Source organism: Empedobacter sp. UBA2044, assembly GCF_002333005.1.
In the GTDB taxonomy this organism is placed as follows: Bacteria; Bacteroidota; Bacteroidia; order Flavobacteriales; family Weeksellaceae; genus Empedobacter; species Empedobacter falsenii_B.
This window is the reverse complement of sequence record NZ_DDBA01000037.1, coordinates 1-25,881: the sequence shown is the minus strand read 5'-3', so window position 1 is coordinate 25,881 and position 25,881 is coordinate 1. Positions and strand designations below refer to the sequence as shown.

Annotated in this window: 24 protein-coding genes and 1 tRNA gene; 9 read left to right on the top strand and 16 right to left on the bottom strand. The window is 32.5% G+C overall.

Translation table 11 applies throughout. The annotated features are described in order from the left end of the window. Positions 1-12: 12 nt before the first annotated feature. Both B4E59_RS06565 and B4E59_RS06560 read right to left on the bottom strand, forming a co-directional pair. Entirely contained in the window at positions 13-1,095 is a 1,083-nt protein-coding gene (locus tag B4E59_RS06565; protein WP_291052153.1) for an efflux RND transporter periplasmic adaptor subunit, read from the bottom strand. A 156-nt stretch (positions 1,096-1,251) separates the two neighbouring features. Then, complete coding sequence (locus B4E59_RS06560; RefSeq protein ID WP_125349977.1) at positions 1,252-1,647, bottom strand: hypothetical protein; 396 nt, start codon at positions 1,645-1,647, stop codon at positions 1,252-1,254. A 180-nt stretch (positions 1,648-1,827) separates the two neighbouring features. Here B4E59_RS06560 and B4E59_RS06555 point away from each other — a divergent pair, with 180 nt between their 5' ends. Further along, positions 1,828-2,349 (top strand): acyl-CoA thioesterase, encoded by a 522-nt coding sequence (locus B4E59_RS06555; protein ID WP_219034046.1) that lies wholly within the window; start codon positions 1,828-1,830, stop codon positions 2,347-2,349. Between the two features lie 49 nt (positions 2,350-2,398). Here B4E59_RS06555 and B4E59_RS06550 read toward each other — a convergent pair whose 3' ends face one another. From B4E59_RS06550 to B4E59_RS06535, 4 genes are read right to left on the bottom strand one after another with little or no spacing between them, the layout of a single operon-like run. Then, positions 2,399-2,794, bottom strand: a complete 396-nt coding sequence (locus B4E59_RS06550; protein WP_038336752.1) for an acyl-CoA thioesterase — start codon at positions 2,792-2,794, stop codon at positions 2,399-2,401. Then, positions 2,775-3,779 (bottom strand): Gfo/Idh/MocA family protein, encoded by a 1,005-nt coding sequence (locus tag B4E59_RS06545; RefSeq protein WP_291052149.1) that lies wholly within the window; start codon positions 3,777-3,779, stop codon positions 2,775-2,777. The genes B4E59_RS06550 and B4E59_RS06545 overlap by 20 nt, the downstream gene beginning before the upstream one ends. 5 nt (positions 3,780-3,784) lie before the next feature. Continuing rightward, the gene (locus B4E59_RS06540) at positions 3,785-5,446 is read right to left on the bottom strand and encodes a DUF6909 family protein (RefSeq protein WP_114998180.1); all 1,662 of its coding nucleotides are present in this window, start codon (positions 5,444-5,446) and stop codon (positions 3,785-3,787) included. Between the two features lie 11 nt (positions 5,447-5,457). Then, positions 5,458-6,036 (bottom strand): DUF3109 family protein, encoded by a 579-nt coding sequence (locus B4E59_RS06535; RefSeq protein WP_280037310.1) that lies wholly within the window; start codon positions 6,034-6,036, stop codon positions 5,458-5,460. Between the two features lie 71 nt (positions 6,037-6,107). Here B4E59_RS06535 and B4E59_RS06530 point away from each other — a divergent pair, with 71 nt between their 5' ends. Together B4E59_RS06530 and B4E59_RS06525 are read left to right on the top strand one after the other, a co-directional pair. After that, a complete protein-coding gene (locus B4E59_RS06530; protein WP_291052144.1) occupies positions 6,108-7,859 on the top strand; it encodes a 1-deoxy-D-xylulose-5-phosphate synthase in 1,752 nt (583 codons plus the stop codon). A gap of 62 nt (positions 7,860-7,921) precedes the next feature. Beyond that, positions 7,922-8,416: a DUF4252 domain-containing protein gene (locus tag B4E59_RS06525; protein WP_221854390.1), complete on the top strand. Its 495-nt coding sequence runs from the start codon at positions 7,922-7,924 to the stop codon at positions 8,414-8,416. A 13-nt stretch (positions 8,417-8,429) separates the two neighbouring features. On the opposite strand, the gene B4E59_RS06520 is transcribed toward B4E59_RS06525, so the two are convergent. Then, the gene (locus B4E59_RS06520; RefSeq protein WP_291052140.1) at positions 8,430-8,738 is read right to left on the bottom strand and encodes a hypothetical protein; all 309 of its coding nucleotides are present in this window, start codon (positions 8,736-8,738) and stop codon (positions 8,430-8,432) included. Positions 8,739-8,874: 136 nt separating this feature from the next. On the opposite strand from B4E59_RS06520, the gene rsmI reads away from it, so the two are divergent. Continuing rightward, complete coding sequence (rsmI, locus tag B4E59_RS06515; RefSeq protein WP_221854392.1) at positions 8,875-9,549, top strand: 16S rRNA (cytidine(1402)-2'-O)-methyltransferase; 675 nt, start codon at positions 8,875-8,877, stop codon at positions 9,547-9,549. Here the strand turns inward: rsmI and recJ are convergent. Genes recJ through B4E59_RS06500 form a run of 3 tightly spaced genes read right to left on the bottom strand, consistent with a single transcriptional unit; the run spans position 9,546 to position 12,726 of the window. Then, positions 9,546-11,246, bottom strand: a complete 1,701-nt coding sequence (gene recJ, locus B4E59_RS06510) for a single-stranded-DNA-specific exonuclease RecJ (protein WP_291052137.1) — start codon at positions 11,244-11,246, stop codon at positions 9,546-9,548. The two genes, rsmI and recJ, sit on opposite strands and share 4 nt — an antisense overlap. A gap of 48 nt (positions 11,247-11,294) precedes the next feature. Continuing rightward, a complete protein-coding gene (locus tag B4E59_RS06505) occupies positions 11,295-12,044 on the bottom strand; it encodes a uroporphyrinogen-III synthase (protein WP_019974792.1) in 750 nt (249 codons plus the stop codon). A 7-nt stretch (positions 12,045-12,051) separates the two neighbouring features. Next, positions 12,052-12,726 (bottom strand): DUF4271 domain-containing protein, encoded by a 675-nt coding sequence (locus tag B4E59_RS06500; protein ID WP_221854394.1) that lies wholly within the window; start codon positions 12,724-12,726, stop codon positions 12,052-12,054. Between the two features lie 66 nt (positions 12,727-12,792). Here B4E59_RS06500 and B4E59_RS06495 point away from each other — a divergent pair, with 66 nt between their 5' ends. Both B4E59_RS06495 and B4E59_RS06490 read left to right on the top strand, forming a co-directional pair. Then, positions 12,793-13,515 (top strand): polyprenol monophosphomannose synthase, encoded by a 723-nt coding sequence (locus tag B4E59_RS06495; protein ID WP_280037302.1) that lies wholly within the window; start codon positions 12,793-12,795, stop codon positions 13,513-13,515. After that, on the top strand, positions 13,512-13,910 hold the full coding sequence (locus B4E59_RS06490) for a DUF4296 domain-containing protein (protein WP_286495291.1): 399 nt from the start codon (positions 13,512-13,514) through the stop codon (positions 13,908-13,910). The genes B4E59_RS06495 and B4E59_RS06490 overlap by 4 nt, the downstream gene beginning before the upstream one ends. A gap of 154 nt (positions 13,911-14,064) precedes the next feature. On the opposite strand, the gene B4E59_RS06485 is transcribed toward B4E59_RS06490, so the two are convergent. The 5 genes from B4E59_RS06485 to B4E59_RS06465 all read right to left on the bottom strand — a co-directional run bounded on the left by B4E59_RS06485 (position 14,065) and on the right by B4E59_RS06465 (position 20,322). Beyond that, entirely contained in the window at positions 14,065-15,549 is a 1,485-nt protein-coding gene (locus tag B4E59_RS06485; protein WP_286494932.1) for a RagB/SusD family nutrient uptake outer membrane protein, read from the bottom strand. Positions 15,550-15,564: 15 nt separating this feature from the next. Then, positions 15,565-18,693 carry a SusC/RagA family TonB-linked outer membrane protein gene (locus tag B4E59_RS06480; RefSeq protein ID WP_291047984.1) on the bottom strand — a complete coding sequence of 1,043 codons (3,129 nt, stop codon included), beginning with the start codon at positions 18,691-18,693 and terminating at the stop codon, positions 15,565-15,567. Positions 18,694-19,169: 476 nt separating this feature from the next. Further along, positions 19,170-19,240, bottom strand: a tRNA-Cys gene (locus tag B4E59_RS06475). 52 nt (positions 19,241-19,292) lie between these two features. Next, positions 19,293-19,649, bottom strand: coding sequence for a dihydroneopterin aldolase (folB, locus tag B4E59_RS06470; RefSeq protein ID WP_219034030.1), 357 nt, complete (start codon positions 19,647-19,649; stop codon positions 19,293-19,295). Between the two features lie 70 nt (positions 19,650-19,719). After that, positions 19,720-20,322 (bottom strand): superoxide dismutase, encoded by a 603-nt coding sequence (locus B4E59_RS06465; protein ID WP_038334988.1) that lies wholly within the window; start codon positions 20,320-20,322, stop codon positions 19,720-19,722. 135 nt (positions 20,323-20,457) lie between these two features. Here B4E59_RS06465 and B4E59_RS06460 point away from each other — a divergent pair, with 135 nt between their 5' ends. Further along, positions 20,458-21,663 (top strand): serine hydrolase domain-containing protein, encoded by a 1,206-nt coding sequence (locus B4E59_RS06460; RefSeq protein ID WP_291052132.1) that lies wholly within the window; start codon positions 20,458-20,460, stop codon positions 21,661-21,663. Beyond that, the gene (locus tag B4E59_RS06455) at positions 21,638-22,345 is read left to right on the top strand and encodes a 3'-5' exonuclease (protein WP_038334981.1); all 708 of its coding nucleotides are present in this window, start codon (positions 21,638-21,640) and stop codon (positions 22,343-22,345) included. Before B4E59_RS06460 ends, B4E59_RS06455 begins: the two co-directional genes overlap by 26 nt. Before the next feature lie 53 nt (positions 22,346-22,398). Here the strand turns inward: B4E59_RS06455 and B4E59_RS06450 are convergent, their stop codons facing one another. Beyond that, positions 22,399-23,820: a hemolysin family protein gene (locus B4E59_RS06450; RefSeq protein WP_038334979.1), complete on the bottom strand. Its 1,422-nt coding sequence runs from the start codon at positions 23,818-23,820 to the stop codon at positions 22,399-22,401. 192 nt (positions 23,821-24,012) lie between these two features. On the opposite strand from B4E59_RS06450, the gene B4E59_RS06445 reads away from it, so the two are divergent. Next, on the top strand, positions 24,013-25,734 hold the full coding sequence (locus B4E59_RS06445) for an ABC transporter ATP-binding protein (RefSeq protein ID WP_291052213.1): 1,722 nt from the start codon (positions 24,013-24,015) through the stop codon (positions 25,732-25,734). Positions 25,735-25,881 lie beyond the last annotated feature (147 nt).

Here is a 25,881-nt window from a genome sequence, read left to right as displayed (position 1 = left end):
GAATTTTTTAGATTAGTTTGATTTTAATTTCAACGATGAAAGAACTTTTCTTGGTGCAATAAATTTCGTTTTGATTTTATCATCATCTTTCACTTTCTGAACACCCTCTAACAAAATATTATCTTTCTCCGAAAGTCCGCTTTCTACCACATAAACATCAGGCATTTCTAGACCAATCGTGATATTTCTCGATTTGACAACACCATTTTTATCTACTACAAAAACATAGGTTTTATCTTGAATTTCGTAGGTTGCTTTTTGTGGAATTAATAAAGCATCATGTAACGGAACTGTCATTTTTACTTTCCCTGTTTCACCATTTCTTAACAGATGATTTGGATTTGCAAAACGTGCACGAAACGCAATATTTCCTGTTTCGTTGTTAAATTCTCCTTCTATCGTTTCTACCAAACCTTTTTCTGGTAAAGGTTTATTATTCGCCATAATCAACGAAACTTGTTTATTCGCTCTATCTTGAATATTTGTTTGATAATCTAAATATTCAGGTTCAGAAACGTTGAAATAAGCAAACATTGATGAGTTATCAGATAAATTTGTTAATAACATTCCTTCGTCAATCAAGCTTCCCAATTTCATAGGAATTCTATCAATAACACCAGAAAATGGTGCACGAATATCTGTAAATGATAAATGTAATTGAGCCAATTGCATTTCTGCTTTCGATTTTTCTAATCGTGCTTGCGCAATGGCTTTTTCGTTCTTAGAAACGACATTATTATCAGCCAAAGTTGCTGAATTTTGTAATTCAATTTGTGCCTCTTTTACCTCAGCTTTCGATTTTAAATATTCGGCTTGATACATCGAAGGCATAATGCGAAACAACAATTGACCAGCTTGTACATGTTGACCTTCATCCACAAAAACTTTTTGCAAATAACCTTTTTCTTGCGCACGAATTTCGATGTTTCGTACCGATTGAATTTGGGCTACATAATCCTTATCTACAATCGTATCCATTTGGATTGGCGTTGTGATTGGATAATCTTTCACTTCTTCTTTTTCCTGTTTTTTTGATGAACAACTTGTTGTCAACAATACAGTACTTAGAGCTACAAATAATGCGACTCTTTTCATAATTCTTCTAACTATTAAATGTAAAATTTGATGAAATGGATTTCTTGGCAGAAGTAGTTTTACCAAAAAATATTACATACAAAAATTGGTTAACATTCAGCTATTCATGAACTGAACACTAATTTTTGGTGTAATTTTAAAAATTTAAGAAATCAATCAAATTCTGATTGTACGTAACAAAATGTACTTACAACTCGAAAATTTGATGGTTTTATTGTAGAAGATGTGCTTCTTTCTTAAACCTTGAATCATAAAGTTTAAAACCAGAACAACACTTAATAGTTTGATACAAGTTTCTAAATCGATTTTGTTTGATGTCTGAAAATCATCATCAATCGTTTCGATACTTGGATTAAATTCTTGAAATTGATTTGAATTTGAAGTTTTAGAAAATTTAGTTTCAACAATTTTACTTGCGTGATAAATATGTGTATTATCGTTAACAACTGTCTGCGAAGTTAAATTTCCTTGAAAATGTTGAGTACCCGCAAACACTTTAGTTTCCGCAAAAAATAGCAGAAATAAAGCAGACAGCAAGTATGTGATAAACATTTTCATAATTCTGTCCAAATGTAAGACTTGAAATAATACAATAATCTATATTAACATTTTTTAACTATAAAATTTTATTGATTTAATAAAAAACTCAATTACAAATACTTAACACAACGATAATAACTGTTTCAAAACTCGAATATTTTGTTGAAATTTGCACCCAACAAACAAAAGTTTATGGCGAAAGCAAAAACAGCAAAAGAGTCGTTAGCAGTAATGACAAACTTGGTTTTACCGAATGAAACCAACAACTTAGGAAACATGTTCGGAGGCGAATTATTGGCTTCTATGGACAGAATTTCTTCTATTTCTGCGAAAATGCATGGTGGAAGTTTTTTGGTTGTAACAGCAAGTGTCAATCACGTTGCGTTTAACATTCCGATTCCGATGGGAAGTACAGTGAAGTTAGAATCTAAAGTAACTCGTGCATTCAAATCATCGATGGAAGTGTATGTTGATGTCTATGTTTACGATTACGAAAATTGTGTTTATAACCAAACAAATAGCGGTATTTACACATTTGTAGCCGTTGATAATGACAATAAACCTGTTCAAGTTCCTGAATTAATTCCAGAATCTGAACAAGAAATCGAGCGTTATGAAGCTGCTTTGCGTCGTAAACAATTAAGTTTGATTTTGGCTGGCAGAATGAATCCTGCTGATGCACACGAATTAAAATCGTTGTTTATTACAGAATAAAAATAAAAAAGTCGAAACAATGTTTCGACTTTTTTATTGATATAATTTTTTAACCTTTTCCAGCTAAACGATCCACCACATATTCTATTTGTGTTTTCCCGTGCGGTTTTGGTTTTCCTTCTGCATCTAAATTTACCATTGTAATTCGATCGACTGTAATAATGGTTTCATGCGTCATTTTGTTACGTACTTCACATTGTAAAACCAATGAAGTTGTTCCAAATTTCACCACCTCAATTCCTATTTCTACAATATCACCTTCACGCGCCGAAGCCATAAAGTTGATTTCCGACATATATTTAGTTACAACATGTGAATTTTCTAATTGCACAATGCTATATAACGCCGCTTCTTCATCAATCCAAGCCAAAAGTTTTCCTCCAAAAAGTGTTTTATTTGGATTAAGATCTTCGGGTTTTACCCATTTACGAGTGTGAAATTTCATAGTTCTCTGTTTTAAGTTCTTGTTTATTTTCTGTTGCCAAATGATTCGCATCCGAAATAAACTTAACTAAATTTACAGCATATTTTCCATCTAACAAAGATTCATTGTGACGAATTAACGCATCAGAAATCTCGGTAATGGCGTTGGGATGAAAATTCTTTTGTTCAGTAGAAATTTTGTTTGAACAACACACATTTTTTAAATCAGAATAAATCATTTGATTAAGATATTGATCTCCAATCTTAATTGTTCCTTTCTCCGCAATAAGCGTGATATTACTTTCGAAATTTTTATTGAAAACTGACGTTGTATAAATCATATGTCCGATTGCTCCATCAGCCGTAAAATCAACACAACCCGAATCATCAAATTCTGTCACTTCTTGATGTGTAAAATTGAAACTTTTAGAATTTGTACAAATTACCTCATCAAACCAAAAATTCATGATATCAACAAAATGTGAAAATTGAGTAAACAAAACACCTCCGTCCATTTCTTGGTTTCCGTGCCATTCGCGCAACTTGTAATAATTCTTGTTACGATTCCAATAGCAATTAATATTCACCATGAAAACTTTTCCTAACGAATTATTGTCAATCAAATTCTTTACATATTGCACAACTGGAGAAAAACGAAGTTGCATCGACGTAAAAACTCTAAGATTTTTCTCTTCCGCAACTTTCAATATTTCCTTTGCATCTTCTACAGTTAATGCAATTGGTTTTTCAATCAAAACATTTTTCCCAGCTTTTAAACAACGAATCGCATGTTCGCGGTGCAAACCATTTGGCGTAGCAATCACAACAACATCAGTTTCTTGATCTTCGTTCAAAAAACTTTCAAGTGTTGAATAACCTTTGAAAGGTAAATCTTCTGGTAAATTAAAATCAATCACCGAAATTAAATGTGCGTTTTCCGTTTCCTCTATCGCTTGTTGATGTACACGTCCAATATGACCGTAGCCTAAAATGGAAAAATTCTTCATTGAATTTATTTAATAATTTTTTCTAATATCTTTTGTGTGATTAGATATGTTGGTTTTACACCTGTTAATCCTAAACCTCCAGAAGCCAATGTACTTCCTGTTTCTAATGGATTATCTGAAGCGTAATAAGCATACATTACTTTAACATCTTTATCGATGTGATGTCTAATTTTTGACGCAACCTGAATCGCTTTTTGGTAATGCGCTCCTTCCATTTCTAATCCAATTGCTTGGAAAGACGAATTCTTGAAATACTCTAAAACGTCTTTATTTTGTAATGATGTTCCTAAAACCGAAATCATTGGTCCTTCGTAAACACCTAAACCTTGTCCTTCGAAATCTGCAGCGGTTAATTCGTTATCAAAAACATAATTATCTGTTGTTCCTTCGAAAACATGCGCTGTAGCAATCATTATATCACCTTTTATTCCTTCAAGAATACCAGCTTTACCCATAATCGCAACAGATTTTACATTCATTTTGAATTTTACATCTCCTACTTTGTATGGTTTCAACAACTCATCCATCGCCTCAAATGCTTGCTCACCAAAAGCATAATCCATCACAATAATCACCTCATTGTTCTTATCTTTTGCATAAGAAAACGCAGAATTGGCAATGTTTACTTTAGATAAATCAATAATTTGAACATCGATATTTGTTCCTGATTGATCTTTGATGTAAACTAAACCATTTTGTTGAGTGTATTCATTTAACGAATCACGCAACATTTTGTTGTTTGCCGCACTCAAATCTTCGTAAATTTCTACTCCATCATTTTTGTATTTTCTTTTTAATCCATCATAGGCATACAACATATTAGACACACTATGCATATTAGCAGAAATGATGTGAATGTTTTTATCTTGAAGATTATTTTCGAATAATACACGTTTGATTTCATTCGCCCATTTTTCTCCAATCATGTGATGACCAATCGATTCACGTAAAGTAGACGTAAATGTAATTTCACGTTTCTTTGTTCCGATACGATCTTGTTGGCTAGTATATCCCATCCAATAAACTACACGGAAAAAATAATCTTTGTCGTCTGCTTTACTGAAATAATGATGAATTTCTTGTGTTTCTTCAAACGTTCTTCCTAAAATCGTCGATAAATGCATCAAAGCAACTTCGCGTTCTTTACGAGAAATTTCAACTTCATTGAATACAACATTTTCGATAAATTCCCACGCTCTACTTTTAGAAAGTGTTTCGTTACTGAATGCTCTATTTCTGATTTTATCCGCCTCATTGTATAAAAACGTTAAGTGCGTCAACACATCATAAATATCAGAACGACCGCGAGAAATTTCGATATTCATCTGGTCATCATCAATTCTATAGCAAAAACGACGACGTTTTGCTGGAATAATTGGCGTAAAAATAGAACGATCATATCCTTCGTCAGATGTAAAAGACACATAAGGTGTTTCTACGATTCCTTCTGGTAAACGATCTAAAACGTACATTAATCCGCTTAATTCTACTTTGTTTGGATCTGTCATTGATCCGTAAATTTCAGGATTGATTTCGAATAATAAATTTCTTAATATTTTTCCAGGCGCACCAGATGGACGGTACACTCCTCTATGAAATAAATGACGCATAGAGATATATAATCTTTCAATAGCGTCAGTAGATCTTCTTGCTCTTGTTATTGACATAATAATTTTTTTTACTTTTTTTGGTTGTTCAATTCTTGTTGAATGGCCATTAATTCATCGTACCATTCTTGTCCAAATTTTCGGACCAACGAATCTTTTGCAAATGTTGCAACATTCACTTTCAATTCTTTTCCTAAGGTACAAGCATCTGAGCAGATATCCCATACATCATAGTTCACAGAAGTGAAATTTGAATATTCCTTAACACGAACTGGATATAAATGACAAGAAATTGGTTTTTTGTAATCGACCTTTCCATCTTCGTATGCTTTTTCAATACCGCATTTTGAAAAACCATTTTCTTCGAAAACTAAATAGGCACATTCACGATTATTGACTAATGGAGTTACCCAATCGCCGTCAGTATCCATTGTGTACTTACCTTCTTGCTCAATCACCGCAATTCCTTCTGGACGCAAATAAGGTTTTACATCTTCATAAATATCGTCTAATACAATTAGTTCGTCATCATTCAAAGGCGCTCCTGCGTCACCTTCTACACAACAAATCCCTTTACATTTGTTCAGATTACAAACAAAATCTTCATTTAGTAGTTCTTCAGATACAAGGGTTTTTCCTATTTGGAACATGTTACATTAAATTTTGTAACATGCAAAGGTACGGAATTTTCCTCAGAAAAATGTAATTTTGTAAAAGAATAATGGATAATCTACTTTCAAAAATCAATCATCCTAAGGAACTTAGGACTTTTGAAGCGTCTCAATTAACTGCTTTAGCTCACGAGATGCGCGAATTTATTTTGGATACTTTGAGTGTAAAACCAGGACATTTAGGTGCTAGTTTGGGTGTGATTGAATTAACGATTGCTTTACATTATCACTACAATACACCTAAAGATTTGTTGATTTGGGATGTAGGTCATCAATGTTATCCACATAAAATTTTGACTGGTCGTCAACAAATTTTCGATTCTCTTCGTCAAAAAGATGGTATTTCTGGTTTTCCAACGCGTATAGAAAGTGAGTTTGATACATTTGGAACGGGACATTCTTCTACATCTATTTCAGCAATTGTTGGGATGGCAACAGCAGATAAAATCAATCAAATCAATAGAAAACACATTGCAATTATTGGTGATGCATCGATTACTTCTGGAATGAGTTTAGAAGCATTAAATCATCTTGGATCAACAGATTTGGATGTTTTAGTGATTTTGAATGATAATGATATCGGAATTGATCCTTCGGTTGGTGGATTGAAAAAACATTTTAAATCTTTAGAAAATCAATCCGAAAATATCTTTACCAATTTCGGTTTAAATTTTATTGGAACAATTGATGGACACAATTTTGATGAATTATTAAATGCTTTCAATAAAGCTGATTCTATAAAAGGTCCGAAAGTTTTACACATCAAAACAATAAAAGGAAAAGGTTACGAAAAAGCCGAAATCGATCAAGTAAAATGGCATGCTCCAGGTTTGTTTGATAAAGAAACGGGCGAAATAAAATCAAAGAAAAAAGAAAAATCGTATCAAGATGTTTTTGGTGAAACCATGCATCAATTACTTGAAAATAACTCACAAATCGTTGCGATAACGCCTGCAATGTTAACAGGAAGTAATTTGGTGAAATGTCATCAAGATTTTCCTGAACGTGTTTTTGATGTCGGGATTGCAGAACAACATGCGGTGACGTTTGCAGCTGGTCTGGCGACGAAAAATACCATTCCGTATTGTGTGATTTATTCGACATTTTTACAACGCGCATACGATCAAGTCATTCACGATGTAGCGTTACAGAATCTACCTGTTGTATTTTGTATTGATCGTGCAGGATTCGTTGGTACAGATGGCGCGACACATCATGGTTATTTTGATATTGCGTATTTGCGCGAAATTCCGAATATGATTGTGTCTTCGCCTCGAAACGAAAAAGATTTCAAAAATCTATTGTACACAGCGCAGTTTACAACTCAACCATTTGCTATTCGTTATCCAAAAAATAATATCCAAATAAGCAATTCTAAAGTCAAAAAAATAGAAATCGGTCAATCTGAAATTATTTTTGAAGGAAGTCAATTAGCAATTCTTTCAACTGGATTGATTAGTTCTCGAATCGAAGAAATTATCATCCAAAATCATCTTCAAGATAAAGTCGCTTTGATTGATTTTCCATTTATCAAGCCTTTGGATGAATCTCGCTTAAAAGCTATTTCATTAAAATATTCTACCATTCTAACTTTTGAAGATGGAATAAAAAAAGGTGGTTTCGGAAGTGGAATTTTAGAGTTTCTGAATTCAATACATTACAAAGGAAATATTACAATCAACGGTTATCCAGACGAATTTATCGAACACGCTTCGATTACCGAATTAGAACAAATGATTGGTTTAGATGATTCATCGATTTTAGAAATGATTTTTTCCTACCTAAAAATTCAACAATCCTAAAAATTAATAATTTTCGGTACGAGAGTTGTAATAGCTTTTTCTAATTTATAAACACAAGAACAATGAAAAAAATAATCGGTTTATCTTTTATAGCAGTATTGTTAACATTGCAATCTTGCGGTACAACAAGCAACATGCAAGAATTCTACAAAAAATATGATAATCAATCTACTGTAATTCCTTTACCTTCTTTTGCGTTGAAATTAGCTGGAAAAGCTGGTGGAACAGATTTATTTAATTATTTAAAATCGGCTAAAGTTTTTGTTGTTTCAGATGCTGGACAAGGAAAGCAAAAAAGAATCATGAACGATTTACAATCATCTATGCGTGGTGAAAAATATGAGAACTTAGTCAAATTCAAAGCGAAAGATAACCGTTTGAACATTTCATTACAAGAAGATGGCGGACGAGTTAAGAAAATGATTTTTGGAATTAACGGTTTGCGAAATGTATTGGTTATCGATTCTAAATTAGATATTCCAAGAACAGATTTAGATAAAATTTTGGACAAAGTTTCAGCTGAAGATATTGCAGATTTAGCAGATATTTTGAAATAATATAAGAAGCCAGCTAATTAGCTGGCTTTATTTTATACACAACTTTGATCGTTTTTCCTTTAAAATTATATTCTCTAAAGTAAACTATTGCTTGATGATCTATAAATAATTTTGTATTCTTATAAAACTTTTTAATATTTAATTTACTATCATCTAAAATGTATAAATCTTTACAACCTTTATTTGTATAAAGAGAAGTTGTGAAATTCTTTTTTGACTTTCGAGTTTTTTCAGCTAAATAATCTTCATCATCATAATTTAAACAAGATTTCCCAAAGTCTTTTACAACTATTATTTCTGTCTTAGCTTCAGGCAATTTCACCATCAAACAGCTATTTGAGATAAAAAGTAGAATCATAAATCCAAGAAATCGGTAATTTTTTATCATAATGAAATTAGAGTTATACATTAAAGATAGATAAATTTTATCTCAAAACAATTCTTCTTAACTTTGTCGCATGAGTGGAAAATTATATTTGGTTCCGACGCCAATCGGAAATTTGGGAGATATGACATTTAGAGCGGTTGATGTGCTAAAAGAATCGGATGTGATTTTGGCAGAAGACACGCGAAATAGTGGTATTTTACTGAAACATTTCGAAATTTCTACTCCAATGCGTAGCTACCATATGCACAATGAGCATCAAGCAACTGAAGATATTATTCGTCAGCTAAAAGATGGTCAAATCATTTCGATTATTACTGATGCCGGAACTCCAGGTATTTCTGATCCAGGTTATTTATTAGCAAAAGAATGTGTGGCAAATAATATCGTAATCGAATGTTTACCAGGTGCAACCGCTTTTGTTCCTGCATTAGTTGTTTCTGGATTACCAAATAATGAATTTACTTTTGTTGGATTTTTACCTGTGAAAAAAGGTCGAAAATCGAAATTAGATTCATTAGTAGAAGAAAAGAAAACGATGATTTTCTACGAATCTCCACATAAAATTGGACGCACATTAAAAGATTTAGCCGAAGCTTTTGGAGCTGAACGCAAAGCAAGTTTATCACGCGAAATCTCGAAAAAATTTGAAGAAACTTTACGCGGAACATTAACTGAATTAGCCGAAATAGCTGAAAAAAGAAATTTAAAAGGTGAAATGGTTTTGGTTATAGAAGGACATCATTAATCGTTGAAGCGAATATCTTTGATATTCAATTGCCAAGTTCCTTTTCCTTGCCAATAATTCATTCCGATTGTGTAAACCATATCAAACGATTGTCCTTTCTCTAATTTTGGTCCAAATTTCCCTAATTTGAAACCAATTGCAGGAAACGTAATACGTGTATCTCGCTGATGTACGTACAAACGCGCGTGTTCTTTACCAACTAATCGGAAATCCGTTGCTAATAAATCCTTCGAAATAAAAACAGGATTCATATTATCTGGTCCAAAAGGCGCCATTCGCATCACCGATTCCAAGAAAGAACGTGTCATATCCTTAAAAGAAATCTCTTTATCGATCAAAATTGATGGCGTAAAATGTTTTCCATTCGACATTTCTTTCACTGTTTGATCAAATCTAATCTTGAATTCTTCAAAGTTTTCTTCTTTCATTGCCAAACCAGCAGCAGCCATATGTCCACCAAACTGTGTTAACAAATCTTTGTTTTTTTCGATTGCCGAATGTATGTCAAACTCTTGAATAGAGCGAGCCGAACATACAATTTCGCCTTCATTATTCTTCGTGCAAACAATGGTTGGTTTATAATACAAATCGACCAAACGAGAAGCAACAATTCCGATTACTCCTTTATTCCAAGAAGCATCGTAAACAATGGTCGAATATTTTTCTTTGGTATTGATTTGATCCAATTGAAAAAGTGCATCATGCGTCATATCAAGATCCAAGGTTTTGCGTTCGTTATTTAATGAATTAATATCATTCAAATATTTACGGCAATCCTCTTCATCTGTACTCAACATAAAACGAACCGCTTCCGAACCATGTTTGATACGACCTGCAGCATTAATTTTTGGTGCAATAGAAAAAACAACATTCGAAATATTGACATTATTTTTAATATTAGTCGGAATTAATTGCTGAAAAGCCAAACGAGGATCTGAATTTAATCGTTTTAAGCCAGCATATGCCAACACACGATTTTCTCCTGTAATCGGAACTATATCAGCCGCAATACTTACTGCAACTAAATCTAAAAATGGTAAAAGATTTTCTTTCGGAAGATTGAATTTCTCTGTATAAGCTTGCACCAATTTAAACCCAACGCCACAACCGCTCAAATCTTTGTAAGGATAACGACAACCCTTTTGTTTCGGATCTAAAACCGCGTAGGCTTTTGGCACAGAACGATCTGGCAAATGGTGATCACAAATAATATAATCGATGCCTTTTGATTGTGCATATTTTATTTCTTCGTGTGCTTTAATCCCACAGTCTAAAGCAATAACAAGTGAAATATTATTTTGTACAGCGAATTCTATACTTTGTTGAGAGATTCCATAACCTTCATTATTTCGGTCTGGAATATAAAAAAAGACTTTCGAGTAGATAGAAGTCAGAAATTCGTAAAACAAAGTTACAGCTGTCGTTCCATCTACATCGTAGTCTCCAAATATTAAGATATTTTCTTCATCATCAATTGCATTTTTGATACGTGAAACCGCATCAGACATTCCTTTCATCAAAAAAGGATCATGCAATTCGTCTAAGGATGGATTAAAATACGATTTGGCTTGAGCAAAATTCGTAATTCCACGTTGGACTAATAAAATAGCAAGCACCTCAGATATGTTAAGCGATTCTCTTAAATCCTTAACAACTTCAGTATTGGGCTGTTCTTTTATTTCCCATCTTTTTTCCATCTCTTTAATTTACATATTTTTTAATTAGAGAGAAGGGTAAAGCGAATATTATTTTGATTTATTTGCTTCTTTCACGTATTTATCTAACGCCATTGTCATTGAAGGCGTTTGTGGTGTTGGCACCTCAATGTCTACACGTAATCCCATCTCTTTTGCTTGATCTACTGTCGATTTTCCGAAAACGGCAATTCTTGTATTTTCTTGCACGAAATCTGGGAAATTTTCAAATAATGATTTGATTCCTGAAGGTGTAAAGAATACTAAAATATCGTATTTTACATCAGACAAATCAGATAAATCACTCGATACAGTTCTAAACAAAGTTGCTTTTTGCCAAGTTAATCCTAAACTATCTAATAAAGTAGGAACATTTGGTTTTAAAACATCAGATGCTGGTAATAAGAAGTTTTCGTCTTTGTGCTTTTTAAATAAAGGCACCATATCCGCAAAAACTTTTTCTCCAATATAAATTTTACGTTTTCTGTAAACAATGTATTTCTGTAAATAGAATGCAATTGCTTCTGATTCGCAAAAATATTTCATAGAGTCAGGAACAGTAAAGCGCATTTCTTCTGCTAAACGAAAAAAATGATCAATAGCGTTTCTACTTGTAAAAATTACAGCAGTCACTTTGCTAAAGTCAATTTTTTGTTGTCTTACTTCTTTAGCGTCTATTCCGACAACTTGGATAAATGGTCTAAAATCAATTTTGATTTTATTTCTTTTTTCAATCTCGTAGTATGGCGAGTTTTCTGCCTGAGGCTTAGGTTGAGATACTAATATTGATTTAACTTTCATAGTAATTTTAGATTACTTTACCTACAATTAATAGTTTTGCTAATACCATTATAGGTAAAATTTCTAGGGTGCAAAGGTACAAAATATTATAATACCAAACTGATTTATTGTCACTTATTTGTTTTGCATATATATGATAAATTTCGAATATTCTATTCAAAAACAACAAAATAAAGCCAATCACCATCAAGTAATCTTTGTTAATTTGTGTGTAAAAAAACAAAAAACAAATAATAAGTAAGAGTAAAACATTTTTTGCATTAACAAAACTCGAACTTTTCATAAAATATGAAACAGAACTAGATTCGTAGAAAACACGATAAAAAATTACCTCAATCATCAACCTAAAGAGCATAATCAAACTGATTAAACCAAAGGTAATTCCGACACGTGAAAGATAATAAAACTTAAAATTTGGAATATGATTATACGTAATATCAAAATACGAAACCAACAACAAACTTATCAGTAAAACCGTCACACCATTGACAATAAAACTAAATAACGTCGTATTATCATCTGTAAAACTCATGTATTCGGTTTTATTATCTAGCGTTTTGAAATTTTTCGCAAACAAGTATTTTGCTGCACAAACCAATAACAAACACACCGTCAAAGCAATAAGAACAGTATCATTGCCAAGTGTATTTTTTCCTATCGAGATTAAATCGTTTGTTTTCATAATTTTTTCAAAAATACAAAAGACTAACAATCTTATAACTATCTTTATGCCCACAAAATAATATTTATGTCGGACAAATTAGTTATTATCCCGACCTATAACGAAAAAGAAAACATAGAAGCCATTATTCGTGCAGCTTTGGCTGTTGACGGAGCATTTGATGTGCTTATTGTTGACGACAGTTCTCCAGACGGAACGAATGATATTGTAAAACGTTTGATTCCTGAGTTTAATGGACGTTTGCATTTAGAAATTCGTACCACAAAAGATGGTTTAGGACGCGCTTATGTACATGGATTTAAGTGGGCTTTAGCAAATAAATACGAATATATTTTCGAAATGGATGCCGATTTTTCGCATAATCCAAATGATTTACCTCGCTTATACCAAGCTTTAGCAGATGGTGCCGATTTAGCTATTGGCTCACGCTATTCTAATGGTGTAAATGTTGTGAATTGGCCAATGAACAGAGTTTTATTGTCTTATTTTGCGTCGAAATATGTGAGCATCATCACGCGATTACCTGTTCATGATGCTACAGCAGGGTTTGTTGGTTATAGAGCAAACGTGTTGAAGTCTCTGGATTTGGATAAAATACAATTCAAAGGGTATGGATTTCAGATTGAAATGAAGTACAAAACTTGGATTAAAAAATTTACACTAAAAGAAGTTCCAATTATATTTACAGACAGAACTTTAGGCGAATCAAAAATTAGTTCTGATATTATTGGAGAAGCCGTTTTTGGTGTAATTTCGTTACGATTAAGAAAAATATTTGGCAAATTATGAAAAACTTGATCTTTTTATCACTGATTTTTTTGAGTATTTTTAGTTGCGCACCAAAAAATTACGACAAACCAAAAGATCTCATCGGTAAATCTGAAATGATTGATATTCTTACTGATTTATATATTAGTCAACAAGGATTGCAGATGTTTCCTATTCAAAATCAAGATCAAAGTATCGATTTAGCAAAAGATGCGGTAGATATTATGAAAAATTATGATATCACATTTCATCAATTTTCTGAGAGTTACAAATATTATATGATGCAACCTGAAAAATTCAAAGAAATGCTGAATGATGTGAAAATAAATCTTGAAGATAAATTATCTGACGAAGAAAAAGAGCGTCAAAAAAATCAAAAGAATAGCTTAAATAATACCATAAAAGCAGAAAAATAACAAAAACCCTCAAGTGAATCACTTGAGTTTTTTTTTGTTTACTATATTTTAGTATACATAATTTTTTTTTAAATAAAATCGAGGCTTTCCAAATGGAAAACCTCTAAAAATGTTATATTTCTCTATGAGGAGAAGATATATATAAAAAATGTTATCACGATGGATTCTGTTCACACAACGGATTCGAATTGATTTCAGCGACAGGAATTATCCATTGCCATTTTAAATCTGTTGGCTCTATTGTATAAACGTTGTTAATAACAGTTGCATTGTGATTTGCTCCTGTACGATCTAATTTTTGACCTAATCGTTTTAAATCGAAGAATCTAAATCCTTCTCCCCATAATTCGATTCGTCTATTCAGTAAAATCTGTTGATAATATGCATCCCCAGAAGTTGTAAATCCTGTGAAAGATGTATCCCTTGCTTTTTCTAAAGTTGTTAATACTGCTTTAGATTCTGTTTCTTTTCCTAATTTATATAACGCTTCTGCTTCTATCAAATACATTTCTGCCACACGCATAAACGGTACATCTCCTAAAGAACTTGATGTACTTTGTGCTAAAAATTTTTGAGATGTATATGCAAATAGTGAATAGTTAGACGGTAAATCTAAACTTGTATGCTTTCCTGTCGGATCCACAACTTGCGTACGAACATCTGTTGTTGGAAAAGCATTGTACAAATTGGTATTCATCACTTTTGGAGCAGTACGAATTTGAGATGAATTGTAATTTCGAGACATATAAGCATGGAAATTTCCGAAATAGTCGGATTGATCTTCTTGAATTGTTACGCCCCACATCCATTCTGGATTTGAATAATCATTAAACCCAGCTTTGTATTGCGTTTGTGACATTAACGAAAATTGTGATTTTACCTCGTTAGCATATTCAGCAGCTTTTGCATAATCTTGCTGAACCAAAGCAACTCTTGCCATAATACCTTTTACATTTTCGATCGAAAAATGTGAAGCATTAGACGCTTTTTTTCCTGTTAAATAAGTTTCTGCTTTGGCTAAATCATTCCAAATTTCAGTATAAACTTCTTGTACAGTTGCACGCGTTTTTGGATCAACATCTTTTGGATCATCTCTTAAAACAACTCCTAAATCAGAATTTGCGGCACCTGCTACATATCTTTTACCATACAACTGAACTAATTGAAAATATCCAAATGCACGGTAAGCATAGGCTTCTCCAATAGCTTGATCTTTTATATCCTGATCTCCCGATGCATCATCTCCGTATGTAATAATGTTATTAGCATTTTTGATCATTTCGTACCAAAATGTCCAAGGATAAGATGAAGTTGTAGAAGAATTGTTGCTTTGAGAAATCCATCTTAATTCACTTACAAACCAGCCATTTCCAGTAGAAGGAAATACAACATCTTCTCCCATTACATCTGTAATAATCAGTTGTGCTGTATAACCATTATTACCTTGAGATTCATTTTGTCTAACATACATATTTCTATGCATTCCATTTATTGCAGCCATTAAGTTATCTGCTGTAGAATAAATTGTTTGATCACTTACTGAGGATGTCGGAACAACATCTAAATAATCATCATTACATGATGATAACGAAAATGATGATAATCCAATAACTACTAGTAATAATTTTATCTTTTTCATTGTAAATTCATTTTTTTAGAAAGAAACATTTAGTCCTAAACTTACTGTTCGAGACGGAGTGTAACGATAAGTTGTTGTACCGTTGAATGACTGCGCTGGTTCTAAACCTTGTCTTGCGGTCCAAGAATATAAATTCTCACCAGAAACATAAACTCTCAAATTGCTTAAACCAATTCCTTCAATTGCTCGTTTATCGAAATTGTAACCTAATTGTACTGTTTTGATTGTTAAATAATCTGAACTAACCAACCATCTTGACGAAGCAGCAGAAGCATTTGTTGTATTCGCAGTACTCATAATTGGCACATTTGTAACATCTCCTGGACTTTTCCAAGCTGATAACATATCTGTACTAATTGCTTGTCCTTGTGGATAAGAACTCATTAATAACGCATAATTACTATCATATGTTTTTCCTCCTAATTGATAATTCAACATAATTGAAGCATCAAAATTTCCAACTCTGAAATTATTTGTAATACTACCATAAACATCTGGTAATGATGATCCTGAATAATCATACAATGCATTCGCATAATTAGTAGTTACTTTAGTTCCGTTAACTGTACGTGTATTAGAATCGTCTGCTTTTGTTGGATCTTGAACATACAAAGCTGCTCCATCCGAAGAGTCTACACCATACCATTGACGCAACCAGAAATCATACAAAGAATGACCTTCTGCAATACGTTTTGTTCCATTGATAATTGCATCATCTTTTCCATTAGCCATTTTCAACATTTCGTTTTCGTTATGAGCAGCAATCAGACCTAAATCCCATGAGAATTTATCATTTCTAACAATCCCAAAGTTTAATGAAAGCTCGATTCCTTGATTTCTCATTTTACCAATATTTTGATAAATAGAATTTCCTGGAACTCCAGCAGAATTTGGCACAGGAACAGCGAAAATCATATCTTTTACATCTTGTAAATAATATTCTAATGATCCTGAAATTCTATTTCTGAACAATGCAAAATCTAATCCTACATCAAACGAATTTTTAGATTCCCATGTTAAGTTAGAATTACCAACTTGACCAAGTAAGACTCCCGATTCTGTCCCATTGTTATATCCCAAAGAATATAAATCTAAATCGACCTCATAACCTGGTTCTTCGCCAATTCCGCCATCATTCCCAACTTGTCCATAAGAAGCACGTAATTTTAATTCATTAATAACTGATGAATCTTTTAAGAAATCTTCTTTGTGGATATTCCATCCACCACCTACAGACCAGAAAATACCTTGATTATTTTCATCCGAAAAACGAGATGACTTATCTAAACGAGCAGAAGCAGACAACAAATATTTGCTTGCATAATCATAGTTAACGCGTGCAAAATATCCTTCTTTTCTAATGATGTAATTGTACCCCGTTGCACTTGTTGTATTCAAGAAATTGACTAGTTCATAAATACCAGAAACAGTTTCTCCAGTTTTACGAATATTAGAATAATCAGTTTTTCTCTCAAAACTTTCGTGACCTAAGATTGCATCGAAGTTGTGTAAACCGAATGATTTTCTATAATTTAAGATTTGATTGAATGTTGTACCTGTATACTTATATTCCGTAATTTCTAAAGCAGCAGTACCAGACGCATCTCCAATTTCTTTATTACCATATTCTTTGTATTTGTAATTTCTTACATCATATGATAAGTTTGAAGTAAATGTTAAACCTTTTGCAAGTTTAATCTCTGCATTAAATCTTGAATTAATAGAATTAGAATCTTGATATTGATTATTCAACAAAGTTTCTTGCAACACATTTCGTCCAGAACTTGCACTAGAACCTCTACCACGAGATTCGTTTCCATCATAAACAGGATTTCCTTCTGTATCATAAACACGTTGTCCATTTGCATCATACAAATAAGGCGAATAAATTGGCCCCATTGCTCGTGTAAAATAAAATGGATTGATATAAGAAGAACCTCCACTAGAATCAGCTTGATTCGATTTAATTAAACTTCCTGATAAATTAGTTCCTAATTTTAACCAATCTGTAACTTGAGAATCTACATTTACACGTGCATTATAACGTTCGAAATCAGATTTTATCACATAACCAGATTCTTTATTATAACCAAAACCTGCAAAATATGTTGTCTTCTCATCACCACCCGAATAATCTATATCATACTTTTGAAAAGACCCTACACGAGAGATATAATCTTGCCAATCAAAATCATTGTATAAAGCATCAGATGAAGTTAAAACTCCATCTACAACAACTTGATTATCGGCAACTCCGTAAATATTATTTTTAAGATTATTTGTAATTAAATTCGTTGAAGCATAAGCATTCGCTTGTGCTAATGTTGCAGAAGAATTTGAAGCTAAATAGCCATTTCGCATAGATTCCCAAGTAGCAACATAATAATCTCCTGCTCCAACTCTCGAATATTCTGGTATAGCTCTCGTTACAACTCCTGTATTTGAAGATAATCTAAAAGATCCTTTACCTTTTTTACCTTTTTTTGTTGTCACCATAACAACTCCATTTGCAGCTGATGCTCCATATAAAGAAGTTGAAGCAGCATCTTTTAAAACGGTCAATGATTCGATATCATTTGGATTCAAATCTTGTAAACTTCCTGTGTAGATAACCCCGTCTACAACATACAATGGCGAACTAGATAAGTTATAAGAACCTACTCCTCGAACTTGCACTTCCAATCCAGAACCAGGCTGACCAGAACCAGTTGAAACTTGTACGCCAGCTACAGCACCATCTAAAGCTTTTGCCACATTAGATAAAGGTCTGTTTTCTATATCTTCAGCTTTTATAGTTCCCACAGAACCAACTACAGTTTCCTTTTTCTGTACACCAAAAGCGGTTACAACCGTTTCTGCAAGATCTACAGTAGTATTAGACTGTAATTTAATAACACCTAAATGATTGCTCGAAACAACATAATCTTTTCCATTAATGATTAAAATATCACCAATTTTAGCATCAATATCAAATTCTCCATTTTCATCTGTGTAAGCTACTTTGTCTGAACCTTTGATTCTAATTTGCACATCTGCTTCTGGAAAACCATTGCCATCATTTATAATTCCTTTCGTTTGCCCATACGAAAATGCAGCAAAACCAAGAAAAGCGAATAAGCTTAATGAAGTTAATTTTTTTCTCATGTTTAATATAAATTGATGCTACAATGATATTTGACATCTTTAACTTCGAGATTATTTTAACTTTCATTCAATTTTAATTAGAATTTACTTAACATAAATAATGAATGATTTTGTTTATTATTTAATGAAATAATTAAGTAAAATTTTAAACATGACGTTTTAACTATTTTTAACATAATAATTGTACTAAAACGCACAACCTGATTTTCAGAAGATGAAAAAAATTGTAAAAAATAAATTTTTATGCTTCTTACAAAATGACTTAATATAAAAATCAAACAGACTTCAAAACAACTAAAATCATCCTTATATATAATATTGTTGTTTTCACAATATTGCATAAGATAATAACTATCAAAAGCAGTTAATAGTTGATAGATTTAAAAGCTTTTCGATACCTATTGTGAGGTTTTTTTGTGGAAAAATAAATGGACGAAAATAAAAAAAGCACTAATCAAATTGATTAGTGCTTTTTGAGGTTCCTAGCGGATTCGAACCGCTGTGGACGGTTTTGCAGACCGCTACCTAGCCTCTCGGTCAAGGAACCATTCCCGTTGTTTTGGATTGCAAATATAGCAATAATTTCAGAAAAAAAAAGTTTAATACGATTTTTCTAAAATAACACTCACTTTTTCTACATGCCCACCAATAGGAGGATTCAGCTTAGATAATTTTACTTTTGCATACGTGACATTCGTAAGTTCTTGACCTATACGATCTAAGACTCTTTTACAAACATGTTCCAAAAGTTTTGAACGAATACCTACTTCTTCCTTCACAATTTTATTTAACGAAACATAATCCAAAGCATCTATCAATTCATCCGATTCTGTTGCTTTCGTAAAGTCTGCATGCGCTTCCAAATCAACCAAATAATCAGAACCAATACGTGCTTCTTCATCTAAACATCCGTGATTCGAATATATTTTTATATTTTCTAAAATAATTATTCCCATAGTTCAAAGATAAAAAAAGACTTGCGTATTTCTACACAAGTCTTGTATTGTTTAATTTTTTTAAACCTTATTATTTAGCAGATGCAAATCTTTCCGCAACTTTATCCCAGTTAATTACAGAGAAGAAAGCCTCGATATAATCAGGACGACGGTTTTGGTAATTTAAGTAATAAGCGTGTTCCCAAACATCTAATCCTAAAACTGGAAATCCTTGTACATCAGCAACCGGCATCAAAGTAGAATCTTGATTTGGAGTTGATGTTACAACTAATTTTCCATCTTTTACGATTAACCAAGCCCATCCAGAACCAAAGCGTGTTGCAGCAGCTTTAGAAAACTCATCTTTGAAAGCTTCAAAAGATCCAAAAGCAGCGTTAATTGCATCAGCAACTTCTGCAGTTGGTTGATTAGCACCACCTGGAGTTAAAATTTCCCAGAATAAATTGTGATTATAGAAACCACCACCATTGTTACGAACAGCTGGTTTGTCAGTTCCTTTTGCTAAAATTTCTTCGATTGTAGCATTTGCTAAATCAGTTCCTTCAATAGCAGCATTCAAGTTATTTGTGTACGCAGCATGGTGTTTGTCATGGTGAATTTCCATTGTTTTTGCGTCAATATGAGGTTCTAATGCATCAAATGCATAAGGTAATTTTGCTAATTCAAAAGCCATAATATTTATTTTTTAGATTTAATTTTCTTGTATAAAGATACACAATAACTCAACAAATATGATTCCGAAATGATAGAATTTTAACATTATTTAATAGTAAAAGCTTATTTTAGTAAAAGATTCTAAATTTTTGAAATGAAAATACTTTGGAAAATAATAAAATGGTTCATCATAATCATTTGTGTATTAATCCTAATTCTTTATGCAACAGGGAATGACTACATTTTTCGTGGCGTAAAATTAACCTATATGAAAGGTGAAAGCACTGCAAATATCAACGATTACAAAGATTTTGATAACAATGTAATTTTGGCAGGTGCACCGCGAGTTTGGCATCAACATTTAGATTATAATCAATTTCCGTTGTCAGCTAACTTCGAAAAAGAGATGAACGATTTCGGAACTGCTGGACTGGTTATTATAAAAGATAATCAAATTTTGAGCGAATACTATTTTAATGGATATGCACTAAATGATATTACCAATTCTTTTTCGATGGCTAAAACATTCACGACAATGATGTTGGGAAAAGCGATTGAACAAGGTTATATCAAAGGTTTAGATCAAAAAATAACAGATTTCATTCCTGAATTTAAAGATGATAAATTTGGAGCTGAATGTACCGTTGGCGATTTATCTGCAATGACATCTGGTTATGATTGGGACGAAGATTATTATTTCCCACTCAATCCTACTGCTAAAGCGTATTATGGCGATGATATCGTTAAACAAATGTTAGATCGAAAATTTGTTTCTCAACCTGGCGGACATTTCAAATATCAATCGAGTGACACGCAATTATTAGGAATTGTGATTGAACGCGCGTTGAAACACAAATCATTATCACAATATTTTCAAGAAGAATTTTGGCAACCAATGGGGATGGAATTAGATGCGCAATGGTCGAAAGATAATCCGAAAGGAATGGAGAAAACCTATTGTTGTTTCAATGCGACAGCGCGAGATTTTGCCAAACTTGGACAATTATTATTGAATGATGGAAATTGGTACGGAAAACAAATTTTGGATTCAGCATTTGTTCAGAAAATGGTTTTACCAAACAAAAAAGCGTTTGGACCAAATGAACCACAAATTTATGGTTATTCAGTTTGGATGGATTACAATTACAAAACGCCTTTTTATGCAATGTTAGGACATTTGGGACAACGTATCATTGTAATTCCTTCAGAAAAATTAGTTGTTGTTCGAACTGGAAAAACGCATAATGATCAACCAAATAATCGTCCAATTGCAGATGGCGATGTTTACCGATTGGTAAACGAAGCGATGCGAATTAATCAAAAAGTGAAAGAAAATGATCCAACGAATTCCTTACAGTAAAATTTTATTTTTAGATATCGAAACGGTTCCACAAACCGATGATTGGAATCTTTTGTCTGAAAGAACACAAGCGCTTTGGGAAAAGAAAACGGCTTATCAACGCAATAATAATGAAATTTCTCCTGAAGAATTTTACCACGAACGCGCTGGAATTATGGCTGAATTTGGGAAAATAGTTTGTATTTCGGTCGGAATTGTGGTCAAAGATTCTTTTATTCATATCAAAAGTTTTTATGGACATGATGAAAAGAAATTGTTAGAAGATTTTAATTCAATGTTGATTGAAAACTTTTTTAAACCTGATCATATTTTATGTGCACACAACGGAAAAGAATTCGATTTTCCGTACATCGCTCGCCGAATGATGATTAATCAAATTGAAATTCCAGCTATTTTGCAATTATTTGGTAAAAAACCGTGGGAAGTTCAGCATTTAGACACAATGGAATTATGGAAATTTGGCGATTATAAGAACTTTACATCGTTAGATTTATTGGCAAATGTTTTCGAAATACCAACACCAAAAGATGATATTGATGGTTCGCAAGTTGCACGAGTTTATTACGATGAAAACAATGTAGAACGCATCAAAGATTATTGCGAAAAAGATGTTGTAACCTTGATTAACGTTTTTCGTAAAATGCGCTACGATCAACCTTTACAACGAAAAGAAGATTTATAAAAACAAAAAAATCCGCTCATTGAGCGGATTTTTTATTCTATATTTTTTAATGATTAATTTTCATCATCTTCTGCAGAATCTGGTTCATCCCGGAAGTTTTCAATCAATTCATCTTTCACTTTCAATTGTACTTGCTCAACAGAATTTCGGTACATTTTGATAATTGTTCCTGTATATTCTTCCAAATCAATCAAATCTCCTTCCGTTAATTCCTTATCAGGATAACATTCAGAAATCAAACCAGCCAACGTATCATAATGTTCGCTTTCTTCAAATCTAAACGGCACTAAACGATTAATATCGCTAATCGCATTGTGTGCGTTTATATTATAAACGCCTTCAGAAACACGAGAAACAATTGGATCTTCGTTATCATATTCGTCTTGAATTTCTCCAACCAATTCCTCCAAAATATCTTCCATCGAAACAATCCCTGCAACTTCACCAACTTCATTTGTTACAATTGCAATTTGCATATGTTTTTTCTGAAATTGTTTCATTACATTTTTAATCAACGCATTTTCTGAAATAAAAATTGGCTCACGCAACAATCCTTCAATTTCAGTTTGATTTGGATTTTCTAACAATTGCTTGATTAAATCTTTTGCGTATATGACACCTTTTATATTATCAAATTCTTCTTCGTAAACTGGATAACGCGAATAACCTTCGTTAATCGCATAATCTAATGCATCTTTTACAGAAGTATTAATATTAATTGCAGAAACATTTTTTCGTAAAGTTTGAATATTCATCACACGACGATCATCAAACTCAAACACATTTTGAATTAAATTACGTTCAGATTCCTCAATTGCTCCACCTTCAGAACTTTCTGTAATAATCATTTTCAACTCTTCTTCTGTGTGAATTTCACCTCCATGAATAGGATGAATTCCAACCGCACGCAAAATAACAGTTGCAAAACCATTCATTAACACAATAAGCGGTTTGAAAACAAAATAAAATGCACGAAGTGGCCAAGCTACTGTAAAAGTAGTTTTTGTTGGATACTGAATCGCAATAGATTTCGGCGCTAACTCACCAAAAACAATGTGCAAAATAGTAATGATAACGAAAGCTGCTGGGAATGCAACATTATGCGCAATCGCTGTCCAAGAAGGAGAAGTTAAACCAACTACTTCAAAAAGTTTTACGATTACAGGTGTTAAAGAGCTTTCTCCAACCCAACCAAGACCAAGCGAAGCTAATGTAATACCTAATTGTGTTGCGGCAAGATAAGAATCTAAATGATTAACGATTCGTTTTGCAGCATTTGAAGTTCTTTCGTTAATATCTTGATTAACTTCAATTTGTGACGAACGTACTTTTACAATTGCAAACTCGGCTGCAACGAAAAAACCATTTAATAAAACAAGGAAAATTGTAAGCAAAAGTTTTGCTACAGAAATTTCATCGGCGACATTGTGATTAGCGACTAAAAACAATGTCGAAATCTGGGAGTATGTATCCATTCTTCGAATTTAAAAAACTGACTTGTTATAAGTTTTTATAAGCCAGTAAATCAATACATCTAAATTAATAAAAAAAAATAAAAATCACAACGTTTTGATTCGTAGCAAAATTACAAAATTTATAAATACAAAATCTTAGAAATTATTGATTCGAGAAAATGATTAAAAAATCACTAAATTTCCACTTCATTTATCAAGCAACAATTTGCCATGCAAAAGCAAGATTTACATTATATTATCGAGATCAAAAAATTATCGATTTCTTTTGGAGATAAACAAGTTTTGAATAACATCAATTTCAAAGTAGAACAAGGTGATACATTAGGAATTGTTGGAGAATCCGGCTCTGGAAAGTCATTAACTTCATTGGCAATTATGGGTTTATTGTCTCCTAATGTGACAATTCATCCCGAAAGTGAAATTCTTTTTCGTCAAGATGATAAAATGATCGATTTGCTTAAACTTTCGCCTAAAGAACTGGAGGAAATAAGAGGAAATGAAATCGGAATGATTTTTCAAGAACCAATGACTTCTCTAAATCCAAGTTTACGTTGCGGGGAACAAGTGGAAGAAGAGATTCGTTTGCATCAAAATTTATCGAAAGAAGAAGCTAAAAAGAAAGTTCTTCATCTTTTTGAACAAGTAAAATTACCAAATCCCGAACGTATTTATAAAGCCTATCCGCACGAATTATCTGGTGGACAAAAGCAACGTGTAATGATTGCAATGGCGATTTCTTGCGAGCCGAAATTATTGATTGCTGACGAACCAACAACAGCTTTGGACGTTACGGTACAAAAAGCAACGTTAGATTTATTGAAAGAATTACAAGAAAAAAATAACATGAGCATGTTGTTTATTTCTCACGATTTGGGCGTAATTGCAAATGTTTGCGAAGAAGTTTTGGTGATGTTTCGTGGTGATGTTGTAGAACAAGGAAATGTGGAAACTATTTTTAATCATCCGAAAGAAAATTATACAAAAGGTTTAATTGCTTGTCGACCTCGATTGGATGAACGCGCAAAACGTTTACCTACGGTGAAAGATTTCTTAGAAAATCCAAATTTCAAAACTGAAATCTATACAGAAGAAGAACGAGAAGCTTTTCACGAAAAAATTTATGTAAATCCTCCAATTTTAGAGGTTAAGAACTTGAAGAAATATTTCTATCCTTCGACTCTATTTGGAAACGCTACAATCCCGAATGTAAAAGCTGTCGATGATATTTCATTCAAAGTATATCCAGGTGAAACAATGGGCTTGGTTGGCGAATCGGGTTCTGGAAAAACAACCTTGAGTAGAACGGTTTTGTTATTAGAAAAACCAACTGCCGGCGAAATTTATTATAATGGTATAGATATTACGAAACTAAAAAAAGAGCAAATTCGTAAATTAAGAAGAGAAATTCAGATTATTTTCCAAGATCCATATTCAAGTTTAAATCCTCGCCAAACCATTGCGCAAATTATTACAGAACCAATGCAAGTGCATAAAATTGGTCTGAATAAAGCTGAGCGATTAAAAACGGCTTCATCTCTTTTACAAAAAGTGGGTTTATCAGATCAAGATTTGAACAAATATCCGCACGAATTCTCTGGTGGGCAACGTCAACGTATCGGGATTGCTCGTGCTTTGGTTTTAAATCCTAAATTTATCATTTGTGATGAATCTGTTTCTGCGTTGGATGTTTCTGTTCAGGCACAAGTTTTGAATTTATTAAATGATTTGAAAACAGAATTTGGATTTACCTATATATTTATCTCGCACGATTTGGCGGTTGTAAAATATATGAGCGATCAATTATTGGTGATGCAACACGGAGAAATGAAAGAATTGAACGATGCAGACAAGGTTTATGCGCATCCGACAACAAACTATACCAAAGAATTGATAGAAGCTATTCCAAAGCTATAAAAGGATCTTTTATAAAAGCAAAAAGCGTTTGAAGTTTATTTCCTCAAACGCTTTTTTATTGATCGCAATAAATCAATATAAACTAAACTATTTCAAAATAAAAAAAGCATCCAAATCTGAATGCTTTTTAGTAGTCCCTAGGGGAAT

What these genes read in the sequence shown, in the direction of transcription:
- B4E59_RS06565 (WP_291052153.1), bottom strand. Translation starts at nt 1,095, where the DNA reads ATGAAAAGAGTCGCATTATTTGTAGCTCTAAGTACTGTATTGTTGACA.
- B4E59_RS06535 (WP_280037310.1), bottom strand. Translation starts at nt 6,036, where the DNA reads ATGTTCCAAATAGGAAAAACCCTTGTATCTGAAGAACTACTAAATGAA.
- recJ (WP_291052137.1), bottom strand. Translation starts at nt 11,246, where the DNA reads ATGGAAAAAAGATGGGAAATAAAAGAACAGCCCAATACTGAAGTTGTT.
- B4E59_RS06550 (WP_038336752.1), bottom strand. Translation starts at nt 2,794, where the DNA reads ATGAAATTTCACACTCGTAAATGGGTAAAACCCGAAGATCTTAATCCA.
- B4E59_RS06525 (WP_221854390.1), top strand. Translation starts at nt 7,922, where the DNA reads ATGAAAAAAATAATCGGTTTATCTTTTATAGCAGTATTGTTAACATTG.
- B4E59_RS06505 (WP_019974792.1), bottom strand. Translation starts at nt 12,044, where the DNA reads ATGAAAGTTAAATCAATATTAGTATCTCAACCTAAGCCTCAGGCAGAA.
- B4E59_RS06545 (WP_291052149.1), bottom strand. Translation starts at nt 3,779, where the DNA reads ATGAAGAATTTTTCCATTTTAGGCTACGGTCATATTGGACGTGTACAT.
- B4E59_RS06495 (WP_280037302.1), top strand. Translation starts at nt 12,793, where the DNA reads ATGTCGGACAAATTAGTTATTATCCCGACCTATAACGAAAAAGAAAAC.
- B4E59_RS06485 (WP_286494932.1), bottom strand. Translation starts at nt 15,549, where the DNA reads ATGAAAAAGATAAAATTATTACTAGTAGTTATTGGATTATCATCATTT.
- B4E59_RS06460 (WP_291052132.1), top strand. Translation starts at nt 20,458, where the DNA reads ATGAAAATACTTTGGAAAATAATAAAATGGTTCATCATAATCATTTGT.
- B4E59_RS06540 (WP_114998180.1), bottom strand. Translation starts at nt 5,446, where the DNA reads ATGTCAATAACAAGAGCAAGAAGATCTACTGACGCTATTGAAAGATTA.
- B4E59_RS06500 (WP_221854394.1), bottom strand. Translation starts at nt 12,726, where the DNA reads ATGAAAACAAACGATTTAATCTCGATAGGAAAAAATACACTTGGCAAT.
- B4E59_RS06555 (WP_219034046.1), top strand. Translation starts at nt 1,828, where the DNA reads ATGGCGAAAGCAAAAACAGCAAAAGAGTCGTTAGCAGTAATGACAAAC.
- B4E59_RS06530 (WP_291052144.1), top strand. Translation starts at nt 6,108, where the DNA reads ATGGATAATCTACTTTCAAAAATCAATCATCCTAAGGAACTTAGGACT.
- B4E59_RS06490 (WP_286495291.1), top strand. Translation starts at nt 13,512, where the DNA reads ATGAAAAACTTGATCTTTTTATCACTGATTTTTTTGAGTATTTTTAGT.
- B4E59_RS06455 (WP_038334981.1), top strand. Translation starts at nt 21,638, where the DNA reads ATGATCCAACGAATTCCTTACAGTAAAATTTTATTTTTAGATATCGAA.
- folB (WP_219034030.1), bottom strand. Translation starts at nt 19,649, where the DNA reads ATGGGAATAATTATTTTAGAAAATATAAAAATATATTCGAATCACGGA.
- B4E59_RS06465 (WP_038334988.1), bottom strand. Translation starts at nt 20,322, where the DNA reads ATGGCTTTTGAATTAGCAAAATTACCTTATGCATTTGATGCATTAGAA.
- B4E59_RS06450 (WP_038334979.1), bottom strand. Translation starts at nt 23,820, where the DNA reads ATGGATACATACTCCCAGATTTCGACATTGTTTTTAGTCGCTAATCAC.
- B4E59_RS06480 (WP_291047984.1), bottom strand. Translation starts at nt 18,693, where the DNA reads ATGAGAAAAAAATTAACTTCATTAAGCTTATTCGCTTTTCTTGGTTTT.
- B4E59_RS06560 (WP_125349977.1), bottom strand. Translation starts at nt 1,647, where the DNA reads ATGTTTATCACATACTTGCTGTCTGCTTTATTTCTGCTATTTTTTGCG.
- rsmI (WP_221854392.1), top strand. Translation starts at nt 8,875, where the DNA reads ATGAGTGGAAAATTATATTTGGTTCCGACGCCAATCGGAAATTTGGGA.